Origin of the sequence: Allobaculum sp. JKK-2023 (assembly GCF_034745455.1) — a bacterium.
Lineage (GTDB): Bacteria > Bacillota_I > Bacilli_A > Erysipelotrichales > Erysipelotrichaceae > Allobaculum.
Map to the genome: position 1 here is coordinate 725,905 of NZ_JAYERV010000003.1, position 17,329 is coordinate 743,233.

The 17,329-nt window shown below is 45.2% G+C and carries 13 protein-coding genes and 1 tRNA gene; 6 read left to right on the forward strand and 8 right to left on the reverse strand.

All coding sequences use genetic code 11. The features are described from left to right. Positions 1-516 precede the first annotated feature (516 nt). On the reverse strand, positions 517-3,438 hold the full coding sequence (locus U4956_RS03000; protein ID WP_323088953.1) for a YfhO family protein: 2,922 nt from the start codon (positions 3,436-3,438) through the stop codon (positions 517-519). A 562-nt stretch (positions 3,439-4,000) separates the two neighbouring features. Further along, positions 4,001-4,699 carry an alpha/beta hydrolase-fold protein gene (locus tag U4956_RS03005; RefSeq protein WP_323088954.1) on the reverse strand — a complete coding sequence of 233 codons (699 nt, stop codon included), beginning with the start codon at positions 4,697-4,699 and terminating at the stop codon, positions 4,001-4,003. 361 nt (positions 4,700-5,060) lie between these two features. Here U4956_RS03005 and U4956_RS03010 point away from each other — a divergent pair, with 361 nt between their 5' ends. Then, the gene (locus tag U4956_RS03010; RefSeq protein WP_323088955.1) at positions 5,061-6,497 is read left to right on the forward strand and encodes an MATE family efflux transporter; all 1,437 of its coding nucleotides are present in this window, start codon (positions 5,061-5,063) and stop codon (positions 6,495-6,497) included. A 230-nt stretch (positions 6,498-6,727) separates the two neighbouring features. Here U4956_RS03010 and U4956_RS03015 read toward each other — a convergent pair whose 3' ends face one another. Both U4956_RS03015 and U4956_RS03020 read right to left on the reverse strand, forming a co-directional pair. Then, a complete protein-coding gene (locus U4956_RS03015; RefSeq protein WP_323088956.1) occupies positions 6,728-6,982 on the reverse strand; it encodes a hypothetical protein in 255 nt (84 codons plus the stop codon). Between the two features lie 257 nt (positions 6,983-7,239). Next, positions 7,240-7,313, reverse strand: a tRNA-Trp gene (locus tag U4956_RS03020). Between the two features lie 233 nt (positions 7,314-7,546). Between U4956_RS03020 and U4956_RS03025 the strand changes: the two genes are divergently transcribed. The 5 genes from U4956_RS03025 to U4956_RS03045 all read left to right on the forward strand — a co-directional run bounded on the left by U4956_RS03025 (position 7,547) and on the right by U4956_RS03045 (position 12,813). Then, positions 7,547-7,726 (forward strand): hypothetical protein, encoded by a 180-nt coding sequence (locus U4956_RS03025; protein WP_323088957.1) that lies wholly within the window; start codon positions 7,547-7,549, stop codon positions 7,724-7,726. A 103-nt stretch (positions 7,727-7,829) separates the two neighbouring features. Continuing rightward, the gene (locus U4956_RS03030) at positions 7,830-8,906 is read left to right on the forward strand and encodes a hypothetical protein (protein ID WP_323088958.1); all 1,077 of its coding nucleotides are present in this window, start codon (positions 7,830-7,832) and stop codon (positions 8,904-8,906) included. Next, positions 8,863-10,242 carry an IS1380 family transposase gene (locus U4956_RS03035; RefSeq protein ID WP_323088959.1) on the forward strand — a complete coding sequence of 460 codons (1,380 nt, stop codon included), beginning with the start codon at positions 8,863-8,865 and terminating at the stop codon, positions 10,240-10,242. The genes U4956_RS03030 and U4956_RS03035 overlap by 44 nt, the downstream gene beginning before the upstream one ends. A gap of 318 nt (positions 10,243-10,560) precedes the next feature. After that, complete coding sequence (locus U4956_RS03040) at positions 10,561-11,448, forward strand: hypothetical protein (RefSeq protein WP_323088960.1); 888 nt, start codon at positions 10,561-10,563, stop codon at positions 11,446-11,448. Between the two features lie 177 nt (positions 11,449-11,625). Continuing rightward, a complete protein-coding gene (locus tag U4956_RS03045; protein ID WP_323088961.1) occupies positions 11,626-12,813 on the forward strand; it encodes a pyridoxal phosphate-dependent aminotransferase in 1,188 nt (395 codons plus the stop codon). Positions 12,814-13,063: 250 nt separating this feature from the next. On the opposite strand, the gene mscL is transcribed toward U4956_RS03045, so the two are convergent. From mscL to U4956_RS03065, 4 genes are all read right to left on the reverse strand, one after another. After that, entirely contained in the window at positions 13,064-13,480 is a 417-nt protein-coding gene (mscL, locus tag U4956_RS03050; RefSeq protein ID WP_323088962.1) for a large conductance mechanosensitive channel protein MscL, read from the reverse strand. A 54-nt stretch (positions 13,481-13,534) separates the two neighbouring features. Further along, positions 13,535-13,990, reverse strand: coding sequence for a hypothetical protein (locus U4956_RS03055; RefSeq protein ID WP_323088963.1), 456 nt, complete (start codon positions 13,988-13,990; stop codon positions 13,535-13,537). Positions 13,991-14,150: 160 nt separating this feature from the next. Continuing rightward, positions 14,151-15,935 carry an aminopeptidase P family protein gene (locus U4956_RS03060; protein ID WP_323088965.1) on the reverse strand — a complete coding sequence of 595 codons (1,785 nt, stop codon included), beginning with the start codon at positions 15,933-15,935 and terminating at the stop codon, positions 14,151-14,153. Positions 15,936-16,174: 239 nt separating this feature from the next. Continuing rightward, complete coding sequence (locus U4956_RS03065) at positions 16,175-17,161, reverse strand: leucine-rich repeat domain-containing protein (RefSeq protein WP_323088966.1); 987 nt, start codon at positions 17,159-17,161, stop codon at positions 16,175-16,177. Positions 17,162-17,329 lie beyond the last annotated feature (168 nt).

Sequence of the window (17,329 nt, forward strand, 5' to 3'; positions counted from 1 at the left end):
TTTTGCCTGGCAGCAGCTTAGTCAAAGGCCTCTCTCTTTTCAAAGCTGCTGACGGCATCGGTATCGCATCCAGTCTGAATCCACTCTTCAGCAGGCGATAAATGGCTGAAGTCAACTGGAAGACAGGCAGTTTTTTCCTCTATAATTGGATTCAGATTGGAATCAGTTGTTTTTAACAGAGAAACAGTCATTTACTGCCAAAAAATGGCGTTTCTCGCTATTTAAGTTAGCATAGTCTTATTTTCAGATCTTCTCTGTTGCTCATTGACCAGACTGAAACGGAAGTTAGACGCAGAGGATCTGTGTTCTCTCTGATTGAGGGCGTATTCTCTCTTTTTTGGTTTCTGATGCCGATTCCTGTTTTCTTGAACACGAAAAAAGCACCCCTGTCCTTGCAAAGTATTTCTTTGCAAGGACAGGGGTGCTTCGTGATCTGAGAAGGTGACGTTCAGACGACTGAAAATCCCTCTTTCGTCAATTGAGATTCTGATTTTCGTCTTCTGCCGGTTCAATGGGTCAATTCTGGTCTCCAGAACTTTCGACTTTTTTCTCTGGCGTTTGTGAACTATCTGTTAAAATCCGTCCATTTTGGGACTGGTCTTCAACTTCTTTTGATTTTTCAGGATTTCCTGATTGCTCGGCTACGTTCGTGGCGACCTTATCTTCCAAATCTTTCGATTTTTCAGAAGTTTCTGGCTGAGCCGATTTTTCTGCTGGTTCGAGATCTTCCTGCGGTTCGTCAAAGATCGTCTGCAGCTCTTCTTCTCTTTGAGCTGGTATTTCCTGCCGGATTTCCGAAAGATCAACAACCGTGGATGGTCTGGCATCCTCACCAAAATAAACCGGATAACCAGGCACTCCAAAACTCTCGCCATTGGATTCTGGCGGATTGGCTCTGGAGGCTTTTTGTTTTTTGCGATCCATGACATAAGGCCCCCCCAGAATCAGAGCCGCACTGATTCCACCAAGTACACTCGCAAAGATTCCCAGATTCAGGCCTGCTGGAATATAGACAAGCCTGATTTCACTGTCGCCTTCGGGAACCTGAATGGAAACCAGGGCATCCTGCCAGGCCGAAGTTTCCACTCGTCTGCCATTGACTTGGGCTTTCCAGCCTTCATCAAATGGAACCGTAAAGATCATCGTTTGTTCGTGGTCGGTATGGTAAGTGCCCGTAATGACATTCTTGTCGATCTTTTCCTCTTTCAGACCGTTGTCAATCAGATACTCAGCCGCAGCTTCAATGTGAGCATTGGGCAGGATCGCTCCTTGCAGTCGAACTGTTGCTTTTTCTTTATCCGATTCCGCTTTAAAGCTGATCTGGATCTTATCCTGAGGAAGAACATCGCCGATGTAGACCATGTTGCCTTCGTATTTATTGTCAGCCATGATCTTGCCATTGTACGTAACCGTAAATTTCTTGGTGCCATCAACTTTGGCATACAGATAAAAGTTATCGGCTTCTACGGGATCAAGCGTCAGGACATTGAGATCATCCGCTTTGATGTCAGTGAATGTATAAACGCCATCTTCCCTCTTGAATGTGCTGTCGCCGCTGCCTTTGGCGGTGAGTTCATAGTCAATAAAGGCATCTGGGAACAGTTCGTTGTTGTTGTCGAACTTATTGGATGAACTCAAAATTACATCCGGGTCTTCCAGGCAAAGACCAATCGGGATTTCATAAGGTGAAGTCCAGACTTCCATGTCCTGGACTTCCACCGTCTTAACGTATGGATACGGAAGAACAGCATTCTTTTTGGTTGTGATGGAGCGGATATTAAAGAACAAAGCACTCAATGGGTTGTAGCCAAAGAAGCGATAATAGTTTTCCCCGCTCGCAAAGCCCAGCTTGCCAAGCAAGGAAGCTGTTTTCGGGTTGATGACCGAGTTAAAGGCTGATACCCCATTCATGCCATACAGCGTTGGCGCATTGGCAATATCTGAACATTCGATCTCCGCCCGGCCTCCTGGAGTCATTCTTGCCGCTTCAATGTAAGCCGACATATTCGTAAAGCTTTCATCCAGCGAACCTGGAGCAACCATCGTCAGGCCAACAACACTTTCAACCGCCACCAGCAGGCTGATGACCTTGCGGCGTCTGAGCATGGCCGCCAGCAGATAAAGAACACAGACAGCTGGAAGCAGAAAGGCCAGCCAGAGCCGATCCTTGTCGGTGAGGGCCACAATCACTCCAAAATACACGGCACTGATGATCCCTGCACTCAGAATCTTCCAGAACTTCAGCTTTTTAATCGACTGGAAACCCGATTCCATCATGAGTGTCGCCAGCAAGACCACCAAAAAAGCAAACCGGTTTGGAACCTGGCGCTGCAGGTAGAATCCGTGAAACGCGTAGTTCAGCCAGCTGACCTGCGTGGCTGCAAGATAAAGCAGGCATAAAAACAACAGGCCGTATTTGGTTCTTCTGGATGGCTGGGGTGAAAACAGGTAGAGCAGACAGCCATAGAGTACAGCCGTGCCCATATACAGATTGATTGTTCCGCGATTATGGGTAATGCGCACCACGCCTGCATCTGGCAGCAGTCTGGAAAAGAAATACTTCCAGTCATTGAAAATTTCAAAATCCGGCGGACTCATGCGTGAGGCATTGGCCATGAGCATGCCATAAATCACCGGAAATAAAATGATGCCCGCACAAAGGGCCGCACTGATCGAACAGGCGGCAAACCACCCGGCCGCCTTCCAGCCTTCCCTGTTCCATTTCCATTCGATGACCACGAAATACAGAAACAGGAAAATACACAGAATGGCGCCCATATAAAAGTTCATCAAAATTGCTCCCGTTAAGGAAAGCAGATAAAACCATCGTCCTTTGCGGGTATTGATCCGCTCAAGACCATAAAGCATCAATGGCGTCAGGGCGATGGAATCCATCCACATGAAATTGACCGCATAGCCTAAAAAGTAATACCCAAAGCCATAAGCCATCGCACAGGCAACCGCCAGCGCAATGCCATTCTTGCGGGCATTTCTGGTCGCCAGATACCAGGCCATGATCACAATCACAAGAATATTCTTGAGAATGATGATCAGATTGGCCGCGCTTGGAATCTGTGCTTTGTCAAAAAGCAGCACCAGAAAGCTGAAGGGGCTGAACAGGTAATAAGCCATGGTCAGATAGAAATTTGACCCCAGAGCGCCATGCCACGAGTAGAGCACTGACCCGCCTTCTCTGAAGACTGACCAGAATTCCGATAAAAACGGCATATATTGCGCATACCCGTCATTGGTGCATAAAGACTCATCCCCAAAAGGGGCCAGTCGAATGATCAGAGCGGCCGCAAACCAGATCACAGAACTGAGGCACAAAGAAACGGCGACTGCCCGCAGCGGCAGACTCTTAATTTTTGTAAAGGGACGATAAAGACGATCGCCCACTGCCTGGATCTTGCTCATCCAACTCTTGACTCTCGACATCAGATCCTCCTTTCTTATGCAAAATCTGACTTAAAATCGTCAATCAGACAGATCATTTCTGGTCACAGCCGCAAAACGATCTGTAAAAATGGCAGTGATACCATTGGAAAAGCAGAAATATCCGCTTTACCGCCTCTATGGAAGAGTTCCATAAAGTTACGGATGGTTCAATTATACGAAAAACCACACTATTTGTTTTGTACAGTCGTCAGTGATCCCTTACAGCCTGTCAATTCCATCTCTTTTCCGCAAAAAAATCACCAAATCCGGTTCATTCAAAACAGGCGTTTTGGCAAGAAGCGGCATGTCCCAAAGAAATCCTGCTCTTTTCAGTCTTCAGACAGACGCCCAAGCCAGCCTTTCTTGCCTGGGGACGATTTTCTTCATCGGCCTCTTCATTGGTTTTCTTCATTGGTTTTCTTCATTGGCCTTTTTCTTGGCACTCCTTTGCGTGTATTTTTACTTTCCCTGGCTTGAGGCCGCATGAAAAGCGGCAATAAAAAAGGGAAGGCGATCCATTAAGGTCCTTCCTTCACCTTTCGATTGAAAATTAATTTTCACTCTAGCCGCGCGGATTTTCAAGAATCCAGCCCACAGCGGCCGCTGTTCGGGGGATGGCATCCTGATAATGGTTTCCAGGATTGAGTACAAAAGTGGTCTGGACATGGTGGCGATCCAGCCAGTGTTGAATGGACTCAGTTGTTTTCTGGTTTGGGGCCAGAAATGGATTGGTGGTATAGTATTCATTCCGGCTTGAAGAAAAATAGACAGATTTTGGCAGTCTCAAAGGAAGGTGGCGGGTAAACCAGTTTTCAAAGTCTGGAAACCACAGCGAACCACAGGCGCTGGCAACCCGGTCGAACAACTCGGTTTCGCACATCGCGTAAATCGAAAACAGACCGGCTAACGAATAGCCTGCAATTCCCCGCCATGAAACAGGCGGCAGCAGGCTTTCCGCATGCGGAATGATTTCTTCGACAAATGTTTTGAGGTATTCCGGCGCACCACCGGTGCAGGCCACATACTCCGGAAAACCAACCGGGGTATTCCATGGAGCCAGAATGTGCGACCAGAGATTGTCAGGAATGGTGATCGTCACCAGATGAAAAGATGGATAGTCTTTTAAAAGGGGAAGAATCTGGCGGCCATAGCCATTCAGATCATGCAGATAAATGATGGGGGCATCGGGTTGTTTACAGGAAAAAATGTGGACATGCAGCATTCCCTGCTGGAAAGAATAGTTCGGAACGATTTTTGACATAGAACTCCTTGATTGCCTTGTCTTGCTTTCAAAATCCAACAGAACGCACCGATCTTGCAGCGGTTTCCTTATGATGGATTGAAATCCTTTAATCAGAATCAGATGATATCATCCTATCTGGATTCTTTTTGATCTACAGACAAGCAATTTGACTGACTGGGCAGCTGTTTCTGGTTCCATTCTAATCATCTGCCCTCTGGTTACGCCTTTCATTTGCCTGTTCTCAGATCAACTGCCAGATTCAGCACCGTCTGGCTTTAAGCCGATTTTGAGCACTGTAAAAAGTGAATCAATCAACGTACAATTTCCATAGCGTCATAAGCGTACTGGAAATATTAAGAAAGGATGAAAACTTGATCTTATGAAAAAGAACCAATCCGCTAAACCGGATTTGGGAACCGCACCCGTTGGCAAACTTCTGTTTTCACTGGCGATTCCCTGTATTACCGCCCAGATCATCAATGTTCTCTATAACATTGTTGACCGGATGTACATTGGGCACATTCCAAACGTCGGCTACGCAGCCCTGACCGGACTTGGGGTTACGATGCCGCTGATCACCACCGTTTCCGCGTTTGCGGCGCTGGTGTGCATGGGGGCTGCCCCGCGGGCGGCGATCTTTTTAGGCCGCAACGATAAAGAAACCTCTGAACGGATTCTTTCCAGTTCGTTTACTCTGCTGGTCCTCATTGCCCTGATTCTGACTGTAATTGTTGAAATATTCGGTCAGGATCTGCTTCTTGCCTTTGGTGCGAGTGAAACCACGCTGCCATATGCCTGGAGCTATATCCGGATTTATGCGATGGGAACCATCTTCGTTCAGGTCGCTTTAGGTCTGAATGCGTTTATCAATGCTCAGGGCTACTCCATGTGGGGCATGGCCACTGTATGTATTGGCGCTTTGTTAAACATTGTTCTGGACCCGATCTTTATCTTCGTGTTCAACATGGGAGTTCAAGGGGCTGCTCTGGCTACCATTATTTCCCAGGGTGTCTCCGCCATCTTCGTGCTCTGGTTTTTAAACTCGAAACACTCCTATCTGCACATTCAGAAGAAATATATGCGTCTGAACTTCCGGATTCTTGGTCCATGTCTGGCTTTAGGTCTGTCCCCCTTCATCATGCAGATTACCGAAAGCCTGCTGACCATCAGTTTCAACACTTCGCTGATGCGCTATGGCGGCGACTTAGCCGTTGGTTCGATGACCATTCTGTCTTCCGTGATGCAGTTTGCGGTTCTTCCATTGCAGGGGCTTTGTCAGGGCGGTCAGCCAATTCTGTCGTATAACTTTGGAGCGGGTAACAAAGATCGTGTCCTGCATACATTCAGACTGCTGCTGACCTGCTGCTTAACGTATTCCATCAGTATCTGCCTGCTTTGCGAAATCGCACCAGGAATGATGGCCCGGATGTTTACGTCAACTCCAGAGCTGATTGAATACACAAGCTGGGCTTTACGCATTTACATTGCTGGAATTTGTATCTTCGGCATGCAGATTGCCTGCCAGCAGACATTTGTATCTCTTGGCAACGCAAAGACTTCCCTGTTTCTGGCTGTCTTCAGAAAAATCATTCTGCTGATTCCATTGATCTACATTCTCCCAACGTTTATCCCAGACAAAGTCTTTGCGGTATTCCTGGCTGAACCGATCTCGGATGTTGTTGCTTCCGTTACGACTGCCTTCATGTTCTACCGCTACGCCAAACACAAACTGCCAGCTCTGATTGCGGCCAACAAGGCAAGTGCCGATGCCGCCAAAACCGCCCAGGAAACTGAAGCGGCTCACCAGGCTGCTTAGTTTTGCGGGCAGTCCACTGAATGAATCAAACCCATTTTGTCTCAAAATGAATCAAGGCAGGCCGGATCCTTTCGAGGATCTGGCCTGCCTTTTTCTTGTTCTTCAGTTTTGGGTTCGTTTTCCAAGAATACCGGAGTCTCTCTGGCTTTTCCACTAAAACGACTTCTCTTTCTGACTGGGTATTCACGAGCCGCCTTTTGCAGATTCCTGATCATTCGATGGATTCGAATTTATTCGTTTTCTGGACTCTCTTTTCTTTCCAGACAATGGGCAAAAAATTCCAGAAACTCTTCTGCGCTCATGACTTTTCTGCGGTTTTTGGTATAAAACGCAAACAGAACCGAATTTGTAGGGGCGCAGCAGTTCATATCATCGAGCACTTCAAAATGACCGATGCTGTTGAAGAAACTCTTATCCTCCCCCAGATATGTATATTCACGCCCTGCTGCCTGTTCGATTTGCAGGATTGCCTGTTGTTCATGCATAAGAACTTCCTCCTGATGGTCTTATTTTCGCAGAACTCTTTAAAAACTTGTTCTGGAATGCAAAAGGGCGTTTTCCTTTTTCAATCCGGTTCTGTTCAGCGTCTTTCCAGTTCACTTTCTGCCCATTTTTCCTTATTTCAACTCCAGGCAACAAGCTGGATTTCGTCTTTTCAAAAAAATAAAAAAACACAGAAGCATAGAAGAACAAAAGCAAAAAAAAACGGCACCTCAGTGATGAGATACCGATACTTTCGAAATGGCAGGGGTAGCAGGAGTTGAACCCACATCAACGGTTTTGGAGACCGTTGTTCTACCATTGAACTATACCCCTAAGCGCTCGTATATTCTAACAGACTCGTTTGAGAAGTGCAACTCGATTTTTTTATTTTTTCGAGGCCCTTTTCGAAGCGGCATCTGCCTTACGACTTGAACAGAATAACGGAAACGAATTGAAAAGGCAAGAAAAACATTCAGAACTTTTTAAGGGGGGATTTGTTAGAATGAACACAGTGCATCTGTCGTATGGACCTGCTGCATATCAGGCAGATGCTTTGGAGGTTTTTTATGGACATTGCCAGAAGAATGGATTTTTTGCAGACATCGGTCTTTACCGATCTGCGCGCTGAAAAAGAGGAATTTGAAAAGAATACCCGAACCCGGGTTTTGGATTTCACGGATGTTTTGCAGTTTTTGAAAAAGTCAGATTTGATAGGTGATTTACATCTTAATTATAAAAATCTATAAGTCAGCAGTAGCGAGTTACGGCAGACTTTTTTTGTTGTCAAATTTTCAGTCATTTAAAATGCGTACTTTTTCGTAATTCTATATGATGCAATAGGGTGATCATATGTCGTATCGGCTCAAACAATCTAAATCAAAAAATTCTGTTTCGTTTTTTATAATCTCAGACTACACAAATCCAGAGACCAAGAAACGGTCTACAGAAGTTGTCGAAAAACTGGGCAACCAGACTTACTGGTTTAAAAAACTGAACACCAATGATCCCTCGGTTGTTGTTGCTCATTTAAAAAAGCTGGCTAAAGAAAAAGACGATCAACGAAAAGCACCTGGGTCAAATCTTGTTAATGTCGTTCTCGATGAAAACAAGAAGATTCCAATGGATGCTCCAATCTACAACGTGGGATACTTGTTTCCAAATAAAATTCTTCACATGCTCTCCATAAAAGGAATTTGTGAAGAAATAGAAGCCAAATATCAATTTAAATTTCCATTGGAAAGGATTGTTTCTGATCTTGTTTGTGCTCAAGTCGTTTTCCCGGGATCTAAGCGATCTGTATTTCGCGAAGTAAAAAAATTCTTCGACCCGATAACTTATTCCCTCGATGATATTTATAGATCACTCCCAATCCTGTCTTCAGAACGATATTTCATTGAGTCAAAGCTTTATGACCAAAGTTCAAAAATATGCGAAAGGGATACCACCGTTCTCTTTTACGACTGCACAAATTTCTATTACGAGACAGAAGATGAAGATGATTTCAGAAAGTATGGCAAAAGTAAGGAAAATCGTCCGAATCCGATTGTTCAGTACGGTCTTTTTATGGATTCAAAGGGAATCCCCCTGGCAGATATCGTCTTTGATGGCAATCAGAATGAACAAGCTTCACTTAGAACTCTCGAGGATAAAATTGACGCCGATTTTAAAGACTCAAAATTTATCGTATGTGCAGATGCCGGACTGAATGGATTTGAAAATAAGATTTATCCTGAACAATTCATCAAAACCGACAAATGGCCGGAAACACCTTTAAAGAACGTGTTTCCGGCCATTTTGCTTTTCACCAATCAGGTGAGTGTAAATCGTTCATCATTCCTGTACAATGTTATTCGCACAAACAACCAAGAAAGGATTTTGAACAATGACACACACCCTGAACAACAGTATGGCCGGTTTTATTCCTGAATGCAACATTTCATTTAATGGAGGGGATCTTTCTTCCGACACCGGTGCAATTCTCCCTCTCGATTTCATCAATTCTAATTCACTTCTTCAGCCTTATGCAGACCTTCCTTTTTCGGACGAAAGGCAATCCTGCCATCAGAAAAATTCCAACTTCTCTTTGATGAGCCAGCAGGTTTTCAAGTATCTCCTTGGTTATTCATCTCAGGCTGATCAGGAGGTTCTTGCCAAAGATCCAATTCTTTGTCAGTACTTTCAGGGGATTTCTTCCCAAAGCTCTGTCAGCCGTTTTTTCAGCCGTGTCTGTGAAGATACGAATAATGCTTTCTGGCCGATTTTTATGGATCAGGCCTGTCAGTTTATCAGTTCTAACCAGGACGATATTCTTCTCGATGCCGATTCGACAAAAACCGATACCTATGGAAAGCAGGAAGGGGCTGCATGGATCCATCACTATAGTCAGACTGGATATCATCCATTTGTCATTAACGAATACAACTCGAAAACCCTTGTTGGGGCATGGCTGCGTCCTGGATCCACTTATTCTGCCGACGAAGCTGAATCGATCATGGCCGAAGTCCTCAAACGACTGCCTGACTGTACTGGAGCTGGCAAAATACGGATTATCATGTTCCGTGGAGACGCTGCTTTTTACTCGGGCAGCCTGATGGATCTGTTTGAAGGCCGTTTCAATCCAGTTCGTTATGCCATCAGAGCCAAAGGAACAGACAGACTTGAAAGCTTATGTCAGGATGCCTACTACGACAGTTCCGATCACGAAGAAGACAGCACTTATACTTCAGCTAAGCCTTTTTATGGAGAAATCCGCTATCAGATGTCCAACTCTTCAAAAAGCAGAAGGGTCTGTTTTAAGCTCTATTTCACCGAAGAAGAGGATGAGAAAGGGCAGGCTCAGCTTCTGCTGGTCCCTCATGTTTTTGCGGTAATCACCAATATCGAAGACATGACCGTAAAACAGGTCATCGACTTCTATTGTCAGAGAGGCAACAGTGAAAACTACACCAAGGAGTTGAAAAGTGACTTCATGGCAAATACGCTTTCGCATCGCTCATTTGAAGCCAATGCCTTTGAATTTCTTCTGAAATGCCTTGCCTATAACCTTTTTCACTTTTTCCAGTTCCGGGTGATGGAAGGTGCTGATCAGAATATGACATGTGGCTCATTCCGGAAAAAGTATCAGAAAGTTGCTTCAAGGCTGAGCTTTCATGCGCGAAGTTTTCACTTGAAGATTGCCAGTTCATTTCGTCATGCCGACAGATTCACCCGATATCTGCAAAAGTCCAGGACAATCGGATGGATAGCCGCTCATTTGTGTTGAATATATTTTAAATAAAGTAAAATTTTATATTCGGCAGTCTTCGGACTGTCTTTTTGTCGTGGACAAAAGGTTGTTATATGCGATTTCGACCAGTTTTTGCCCGTCATTTTTGAAAAAATCAAGTACCCCCCTCCACCGGAAACAATGTGGATAACCGAATCGAGAAAGATTTGTTTGCGTTTTGAAGACAAAACACGAAAAATGGTTTTGTGAAAAAAGCCATGAATTATTTGGGTTTATAACGACCGAAAGAAAAACAGAGCCTATATCGTCACTCAGTCTATAAAAAAACTCAGGAATAATTATAAAGAGTGGGCTTTGAAGCCAGACGGCTGGAAGTTAAGCGGCTTTAAAGGCGAGTTTTCGATTAATAACTTAAAGGATACAATTAATATAGACGGAATTAAATATGAAACAAAACGGCTTACTTTCTATAAAGAGATTTGGATGGAAACTGAGAAGAAGTCTCAGTTAACCGGAAAAAAGGAGAAGCTGACGGAACGCATTGTCGTTACATACAACACAAAATATAAGAAATATAATGAATTTATACGTGAAAAGAAATTGGAACGAGCTAGGAAATTGATTAAACAGGGGAAAGTGAAGAAGAGTAATAATAACCGTGATCCACGATATTACATCTCAGAAACGAGCGTCACCCAGGAAGGAGAAGTTGCAGATCACGAAATTTATGAACTGGACCAGGCAAGAATCGATGAAGAAGCTCAATATGATGGATTTTATTGCGTGGCAACAGATCTTTTATATGATGATGTAAATAAAATACTGGCAGCTAATCACAGCCGTTGGGAGATTGAAGAAAGTTTCATGATCATGAAGTCAGAACTTGAAAGCAGACCAATCTACGTTAGCCGGGAAGAAGCTATCAAAGGACACCTGCTAATCTGCTTCATAGCTCTGTTAGTCTACAGAATTCTGGAGCAATATCTGGAAAGCATGGATAGCTGCTTTGAAATTTTTAAAACACTCCGACAAATGAATGTTCATCGCCTTAAGAACGATTATTATGTGCCATCATTTGAGAGAAACGTAATAACAGACAGACTTATAGATATTTTTAACTATAATGTAGATAGAGAAGTGATTACTCTACAAAATTTAAAAAAATTTTTGAAAAATTCGAAAGGCAAAAATGTTACGCAAGTTCGTGCACAAGTAAAAAAGGCCAAAAGTGCTTTAAATTAAGCCATTTGGCCTTTTTATCTTCTAAAAACTGCAAAACTAGAGAACAGAATAACGGAAACGAATTGAAAAGGCAAGAAAAACATTCAGAACTTTTTAAGGGGGGATTTGTTAGAATGAACACAGTGCATCTGTCGTATGGACCTGCTGCATATCAGGCAGATGCTTTGGAGGTTTTTTATGGACATTGCCAGAAGAATGGATTTTTTGCAGACATCGGTCTTTACCGATCTGCGCGCTGAAAAAGAGGAATTTGAAAAGAATACCCGAACCCGGGTTTTGGATTTCACCCTGGGCTCTCCCGATATCCCGCCTGCGCCTTCGGTCATTCAGACGTTATGCATCGAAGCCAGACATCCAGGCAATTACCGCTATGCGGTAGATCCTCTGCCAGAGCTGATTGAAGCCATTCAGAAATGGTACCAGACACGTTATCGTGTCCATCTCGAACAGGATGAAATCTGTCTGCTGCAAGGCTCCCAGGAAGCTTTAGTCAACCTGCCGCTGCTTTACTGCAATCCGCATGATGGCATTCTGATCCAGGATCCTTACTACCCTGCCTATGTCGATGCTCCCCATATTGCGCAGGCTGACATCATTTACATGCCGCTCAAAGAAGAAAACGACTTTCTCATTGACTTTGATGCGATTGATGAAGAATCCCGCCGCAAAGCCAAAATGATGATTGTCTGCTACCCGAATAATCCAACCGGCGCTACGGCTCCAGACTGGTTTATTGAAAAACTGATCCGTTTTGCCCACGACAACGAGATCCTGGTTGTTTATGATAATGCCTATTCCGATCTTGTCTTTGAAGGCGAACCCGGTCAGAGTTTCTTATCCTTCCCGGGGGCAAGTGAAGTTGGTGTTGAGCTGAATTCTTTCTCTAAATCGTATGGGATGGCCGGGGCCAGACTTGGCGTTCTTTGCGGCAATAAAGAAGTCATTGCCCAATACAAAAAGCTTAAGTCCAATCTGGATTATGGTATCTTCATTCCGGTTCAATACGCCGGCATTACGGCCCTTAAAATCGGCAAGGATATTGTCAAGAAGACCCGTGAAACGTATATGGCCCGCCGTGAACTGATCGAAAAGGAATTTACCGCTGCCGGCTGGCCGATTCATCTGCCTGCCGGAACGATGTTTGTCTGGGCGAAAATCCCAGATGAATATGAAGACTCCTATACCTTTGCTAAAAAGCTGCTCAATGATACCGGCATTCTGGTTACCCCCGGCAATGCGTTAGGAGAAGAAGGCCGGCGCTATGTCCGCCTGGCTCTGGTGGTCAACAGTTTCACCATCCGCCAGGCTGCCAAGCGTCTGATGGAAACCCGCTTCTTTTTAGAACACCAGGACCAGAACCAGTAATCCCCGGCAAGTCTGAGTCCAGTACTCCCCTCAATTCAACACTCAAAATCTGCACTTCTCTTTAAAGCAGACCCCGTGTCCTTTCTGATTTCAAGTTTCATCGATTTCAGGTTAATCATTCCAATATGGGTTCAAAAAAATGGATGGCCTTCCATCAGGAAAGCCATCCGTTTTTTTGTTGGTTAGATTTTGTTGGATGAATTGTGAGAATGGATTCATTCTGGTCAGAATCCAAATTTGAGAGTCGAGGTTATTTCTCTTCTTTCTGGAGCAGATCGCGGATTTCGGTAAGCAGAACGATCTGGGGATCTGGTTTTTCTTCTTCTTTTTTCTCTTCCTCGGCTTTTTTCTTGCCGGCAAGCGCTTCGGCTTTGTTTTTCGCTGCATTCATGGCTTTGACCATGCTGAAGACAACGAAAGAAATAATCAGGAAGTTGATCACTGCCTGTAAGAACGAACCATATTTCAGGTCGGCAGTCCCTACGGTTACGGCCAGGTCAGAAATGTTGATACCACCCGTGATGATACCAACCAGAGGCATAATCAGATCATTCACCAATGAAGTCACAATAGCGGTGAAAGCAGAACCCACGATGATACCAACAGCCATATCCATGACGTTGCCGCGGGAAATGAATTCTTTGAATTCGTCAAAAAATTTCTTCATATTCAAATCTCCTTATTTGATGCTTCCATTTTACCGGTTTGTGTGAGTTTGACTTCAATAATACCCGACTGTCAGCGGTCCATCCGGTGATTGGAACCAAAGAAGATGGTTTTGGGCATCAAAATCGAAAAGATAGGTATTTTCACCATGGCTTTTGCGCAGCGCAATCAGAATCGGCAGTACTCTTCTGGGATCAAGTTCCAGATCCAGAATCGAAAAAGCATCGAGAAACTGGGCCGGACTTTTCGTCAGAACCACCTGGCCTGCCATCCCTTCGGGCAGCGACTGGGCCTGGACCAGACTGAATCGCCGCTGGCCATCCCGGTAGATCAAAGGATAATCCAGATCAAAAAGCACCTCGCATTTCTGGCACTGATGGCGAAAATATGTATGGTCCTTGAGTCTGGAATAGTCCAGAGATTTTGCATCTTTGATCAGGTAAGTATCCCGGGCCATGAAAAAGGAACTGCCGCAGTTTGGACAGGTAAATTCAAAGACACGTTTTTTCATTTCTTCTCCTTTCCAGCCGCCAAAAAAAGGCATCCAAAACAATAGATGCCTCTTTGCGTTCATTCTGCTTGATCAGACCAATTCAATCCAGTCCAGATCGGCTGGAAGGTTTCAATCTGGCCTGTTTTCGATCCAAAGTCAGAGTATCAGACTGTATCGATTAGCGATGAATCGGTGCAGTCTTTTCTTTTAACCAGGCAGCCTCTTCTTCACTCAGACGCGGGGCGATGGTGCCATAGACAGTCTTGTGGTAGTTGTTGAGCCAGTTGATTTCTTCGTCGTTCATCAGATCCAGATTCAGGCCGCGAACATCAAATGGAACCATGGTCAGAACGTCATGTTTCAAGAATTCGCCATACTCGGTTTCTTTGTATGGAGCCACAACGAGCAGGTTTTCATGACGAATGCCGAATTTGCCTTCTTCATACAGACCTGGTTCGTCAGAAGTCACCATACCCACTTCCAGGACACAGGAGTCTTTCCGTTCAGGTACAACTTTCCAGCGGAAGCCATTTGGGCCTTCATGGACACTGAGCATCGCGCCAACACCATGACCGGTACCATGGTTGAAGTCCTGACCCACTTCCCACAAGGGTCCACGGGCCATCAGATCCAGATTCAGACCGCGGGCGCCTTTCATGAAGACAGCCTTGGCCAGATTGATATGACCTTTTAAGACACGGGTAAAGCCATCGCGTTCTTCATCGGTAATCGGGCCCATGACAAAGGTCCGGGTAATATCGGTTGTTCCCGGTAAGTAGTGGCCGCCAGAGTCGACCAGGAAGAAACCGCGGGCTTCGAGTGGAACCGGGTTTTCTTCATCAGGATGATAGTGAGCCATAGCAGCATTTGGGCCATAAGCGGCAATCGTTTCAAAGGAATCTTCCAGGAATTCTGGCTGTTCCCTGCGCAGGTTACCTAAATGCCCTCTGGCACTGATTTCAGTGACCGAATGGCCAGCTGCCATTTCTTCTTCGAGCCATTTCCAGAATTTGATCATGGCAACCGCATCGCGTTTGTGCGCTTCTTTAAAGCCTTCAACTTCAACCGGGTTCTTGCAGGCTTTCAGCAGCTGAATTGGATTGTCATCCCAAAGCGGCTCCTTCACTGCCCGGCCAATCCGGGAGTTGATGAAGTCTTTTTCTAAAAGGACTGGTCCTTCGAGTGTTTCCACGTCTTCATAAATCGCATCATACGGTTTGATTTCGATGCCATTGTCTTCGAGAAGTTTGCGGCTGACTTCATCCAGACGGGAATCATCAATATATAAAGCCCCGCCATCTTCTCGCAGAAGGGTATAGGCTAAAGCAACCGGGAAACTTGGAATATCATCCGCACGCAAGTTATACAGCCAGGCCACTTCGTCGATTTTAGAAGTGACATGGGAGCTGGCCCCTTTCTCTTTCATGAGGACTCGGACTTCGGCTAATTTGTCTTCGACCGATTTACCCGTGTATTTGTCTTCGTAATGGAAGGTTTGAGAAGCCGGAAGGGCTGGACGATCCGGCCAGGCTTCCCCTGCCAGGTCAAGATCGGTGACGATTTCAAGATCTTTATCCGCAAAGTCTTTTTGATAGGATTCAAAATCCTGCATACTTACACAACGCCCGTCAAAGGCAACTTTCTGGCCAGGGTTTACGTTTTCAAGAATGTAATCGGAAATCGAGGGGGTCTCTTTCATTCCCATCTTCATCAGATCCACGCCAGTATTCTGGAGTTCTTTAGCGGCCTGAATAAAGTAACGGCCATCAGTCCAGAGTCCAGCCTGGTCATCGAGAACAACCAGGACGCCGGCACTGCCGGTAAAGCCGGAGAAGTGCTTGCGGGCGCCGAAATAGTCACAGACATATTCGGTATCGTGGAAGTCTGAAGTCGGGATGATTAATGCATGAATATCATGGTCTGCCATTTTCTGCCGAAGCAGCTGCAGTCTGTTTGGAATCATAAACTACCTTCTTTCTGCCTTTTATTATAGGAAAGTTCCCCGTAAGTGGTAAGAATCGGACTTTCTGAGGATGGAAAGCGGATGATTTCATCCGAATTCTGCTTTCTGGACCGACTCCCTTTTTTCCCTTCTCTGTTCTATTTCTCTTTTCCACTGAAAAAGGATCAACACCTGGGCCGATCCTTTTTTGATCCGGATTTTAATTTTGTTTTTCAAAGAGTTGTCTGTTTTTTTGAGTTCTACTTTTGGCCATACCAGGCAATGCCCTCATCCTTCCAGCCCAAGATGCTTAACTGGTTTTGTTCGGCAATTGATGAAGTGTAATGATGGGCTCCGGCTTTGGTCGCGTTTGGATTGTAAGAACGATAAATTGGGACGCCGCTCTTTTCTTCCATGGAATACCAGCCGATCCCTTCATCCTTCCACCCCAGGGATTTGAGGGCATCTCTTTCTTCGGTGCTCATGGTGTAGTGATGATCACCCGCATTTGGATTGTACAGGCGATACACCGGCAAATCCGTCTTGTCAGGAGCAATCCAGCCCAGTCCCTCATCTTGCCAGCCGCGTTTGAGCAGATCTGCCTTTTCGGCTTCGTCGGCGGTATAGAAATGTTCGCCGCTGTTTGGATTGTACAGGCGGGCCATTTCCACTTGTTTAACTGGATCTGGTTTTTCAATTCCAGGGGGAAGCAAAGTCGTGAGTCCATCTCCGCCTGCAGTCAGATTTTCCAGATTGATATTCTGGCTTAAATCCAGCGTGGTCAGGTTGTTATTGGAGCAGTCAAGCGTTTTGAGTTTCTTGTTGCCAGCAAGATTGAGTTCCACCAGCTTGTTGTTGGAACAGTCAAGAACTTCTAAATCTTTCAGCTGTTCAACGCCCTCCAGAATGGTCAGGTCGTTGCCAGAGCAGTTGAGAATTTTCAGCTTGCGCAGCAGCTCAATCCCGCGAAGCGTGCTGATGCCCTGATTCGACGTAGCCAAATAAGTGATTTTATCCAGAGCATCCTGGGTAACAGGAGTTCCATCCAACTCAGCCTGGCCGTTTAAAGCCTCAAACACCGCAGCACGCAGGCTGGAATCAGGAATCTCTTGTGCCAGATCAATCGTGCCGGCTTCCTGGGTTATTTCTACAATCGGCGCAGCAGGTGTCTCTTGGGCCATTGCTGGAGTGCTGACAATGGAAGCGACCAGAACCGCAGCCATCAGGGCTGTAAAGTTTCTTTTCATAAGTTGTATATCCTTTCTTTTTTTGATGCGTTTTAAAACTCATCGATATCGCAAGTATTATCTACAACTGCGATGAGTTTCTCAACACAATTCTCTGACTTTTCCAACATTTTTCTCTTCTCACCAACAGAATCCGGGCATTTAATTTGAAATTTCTTTTTTCATTCC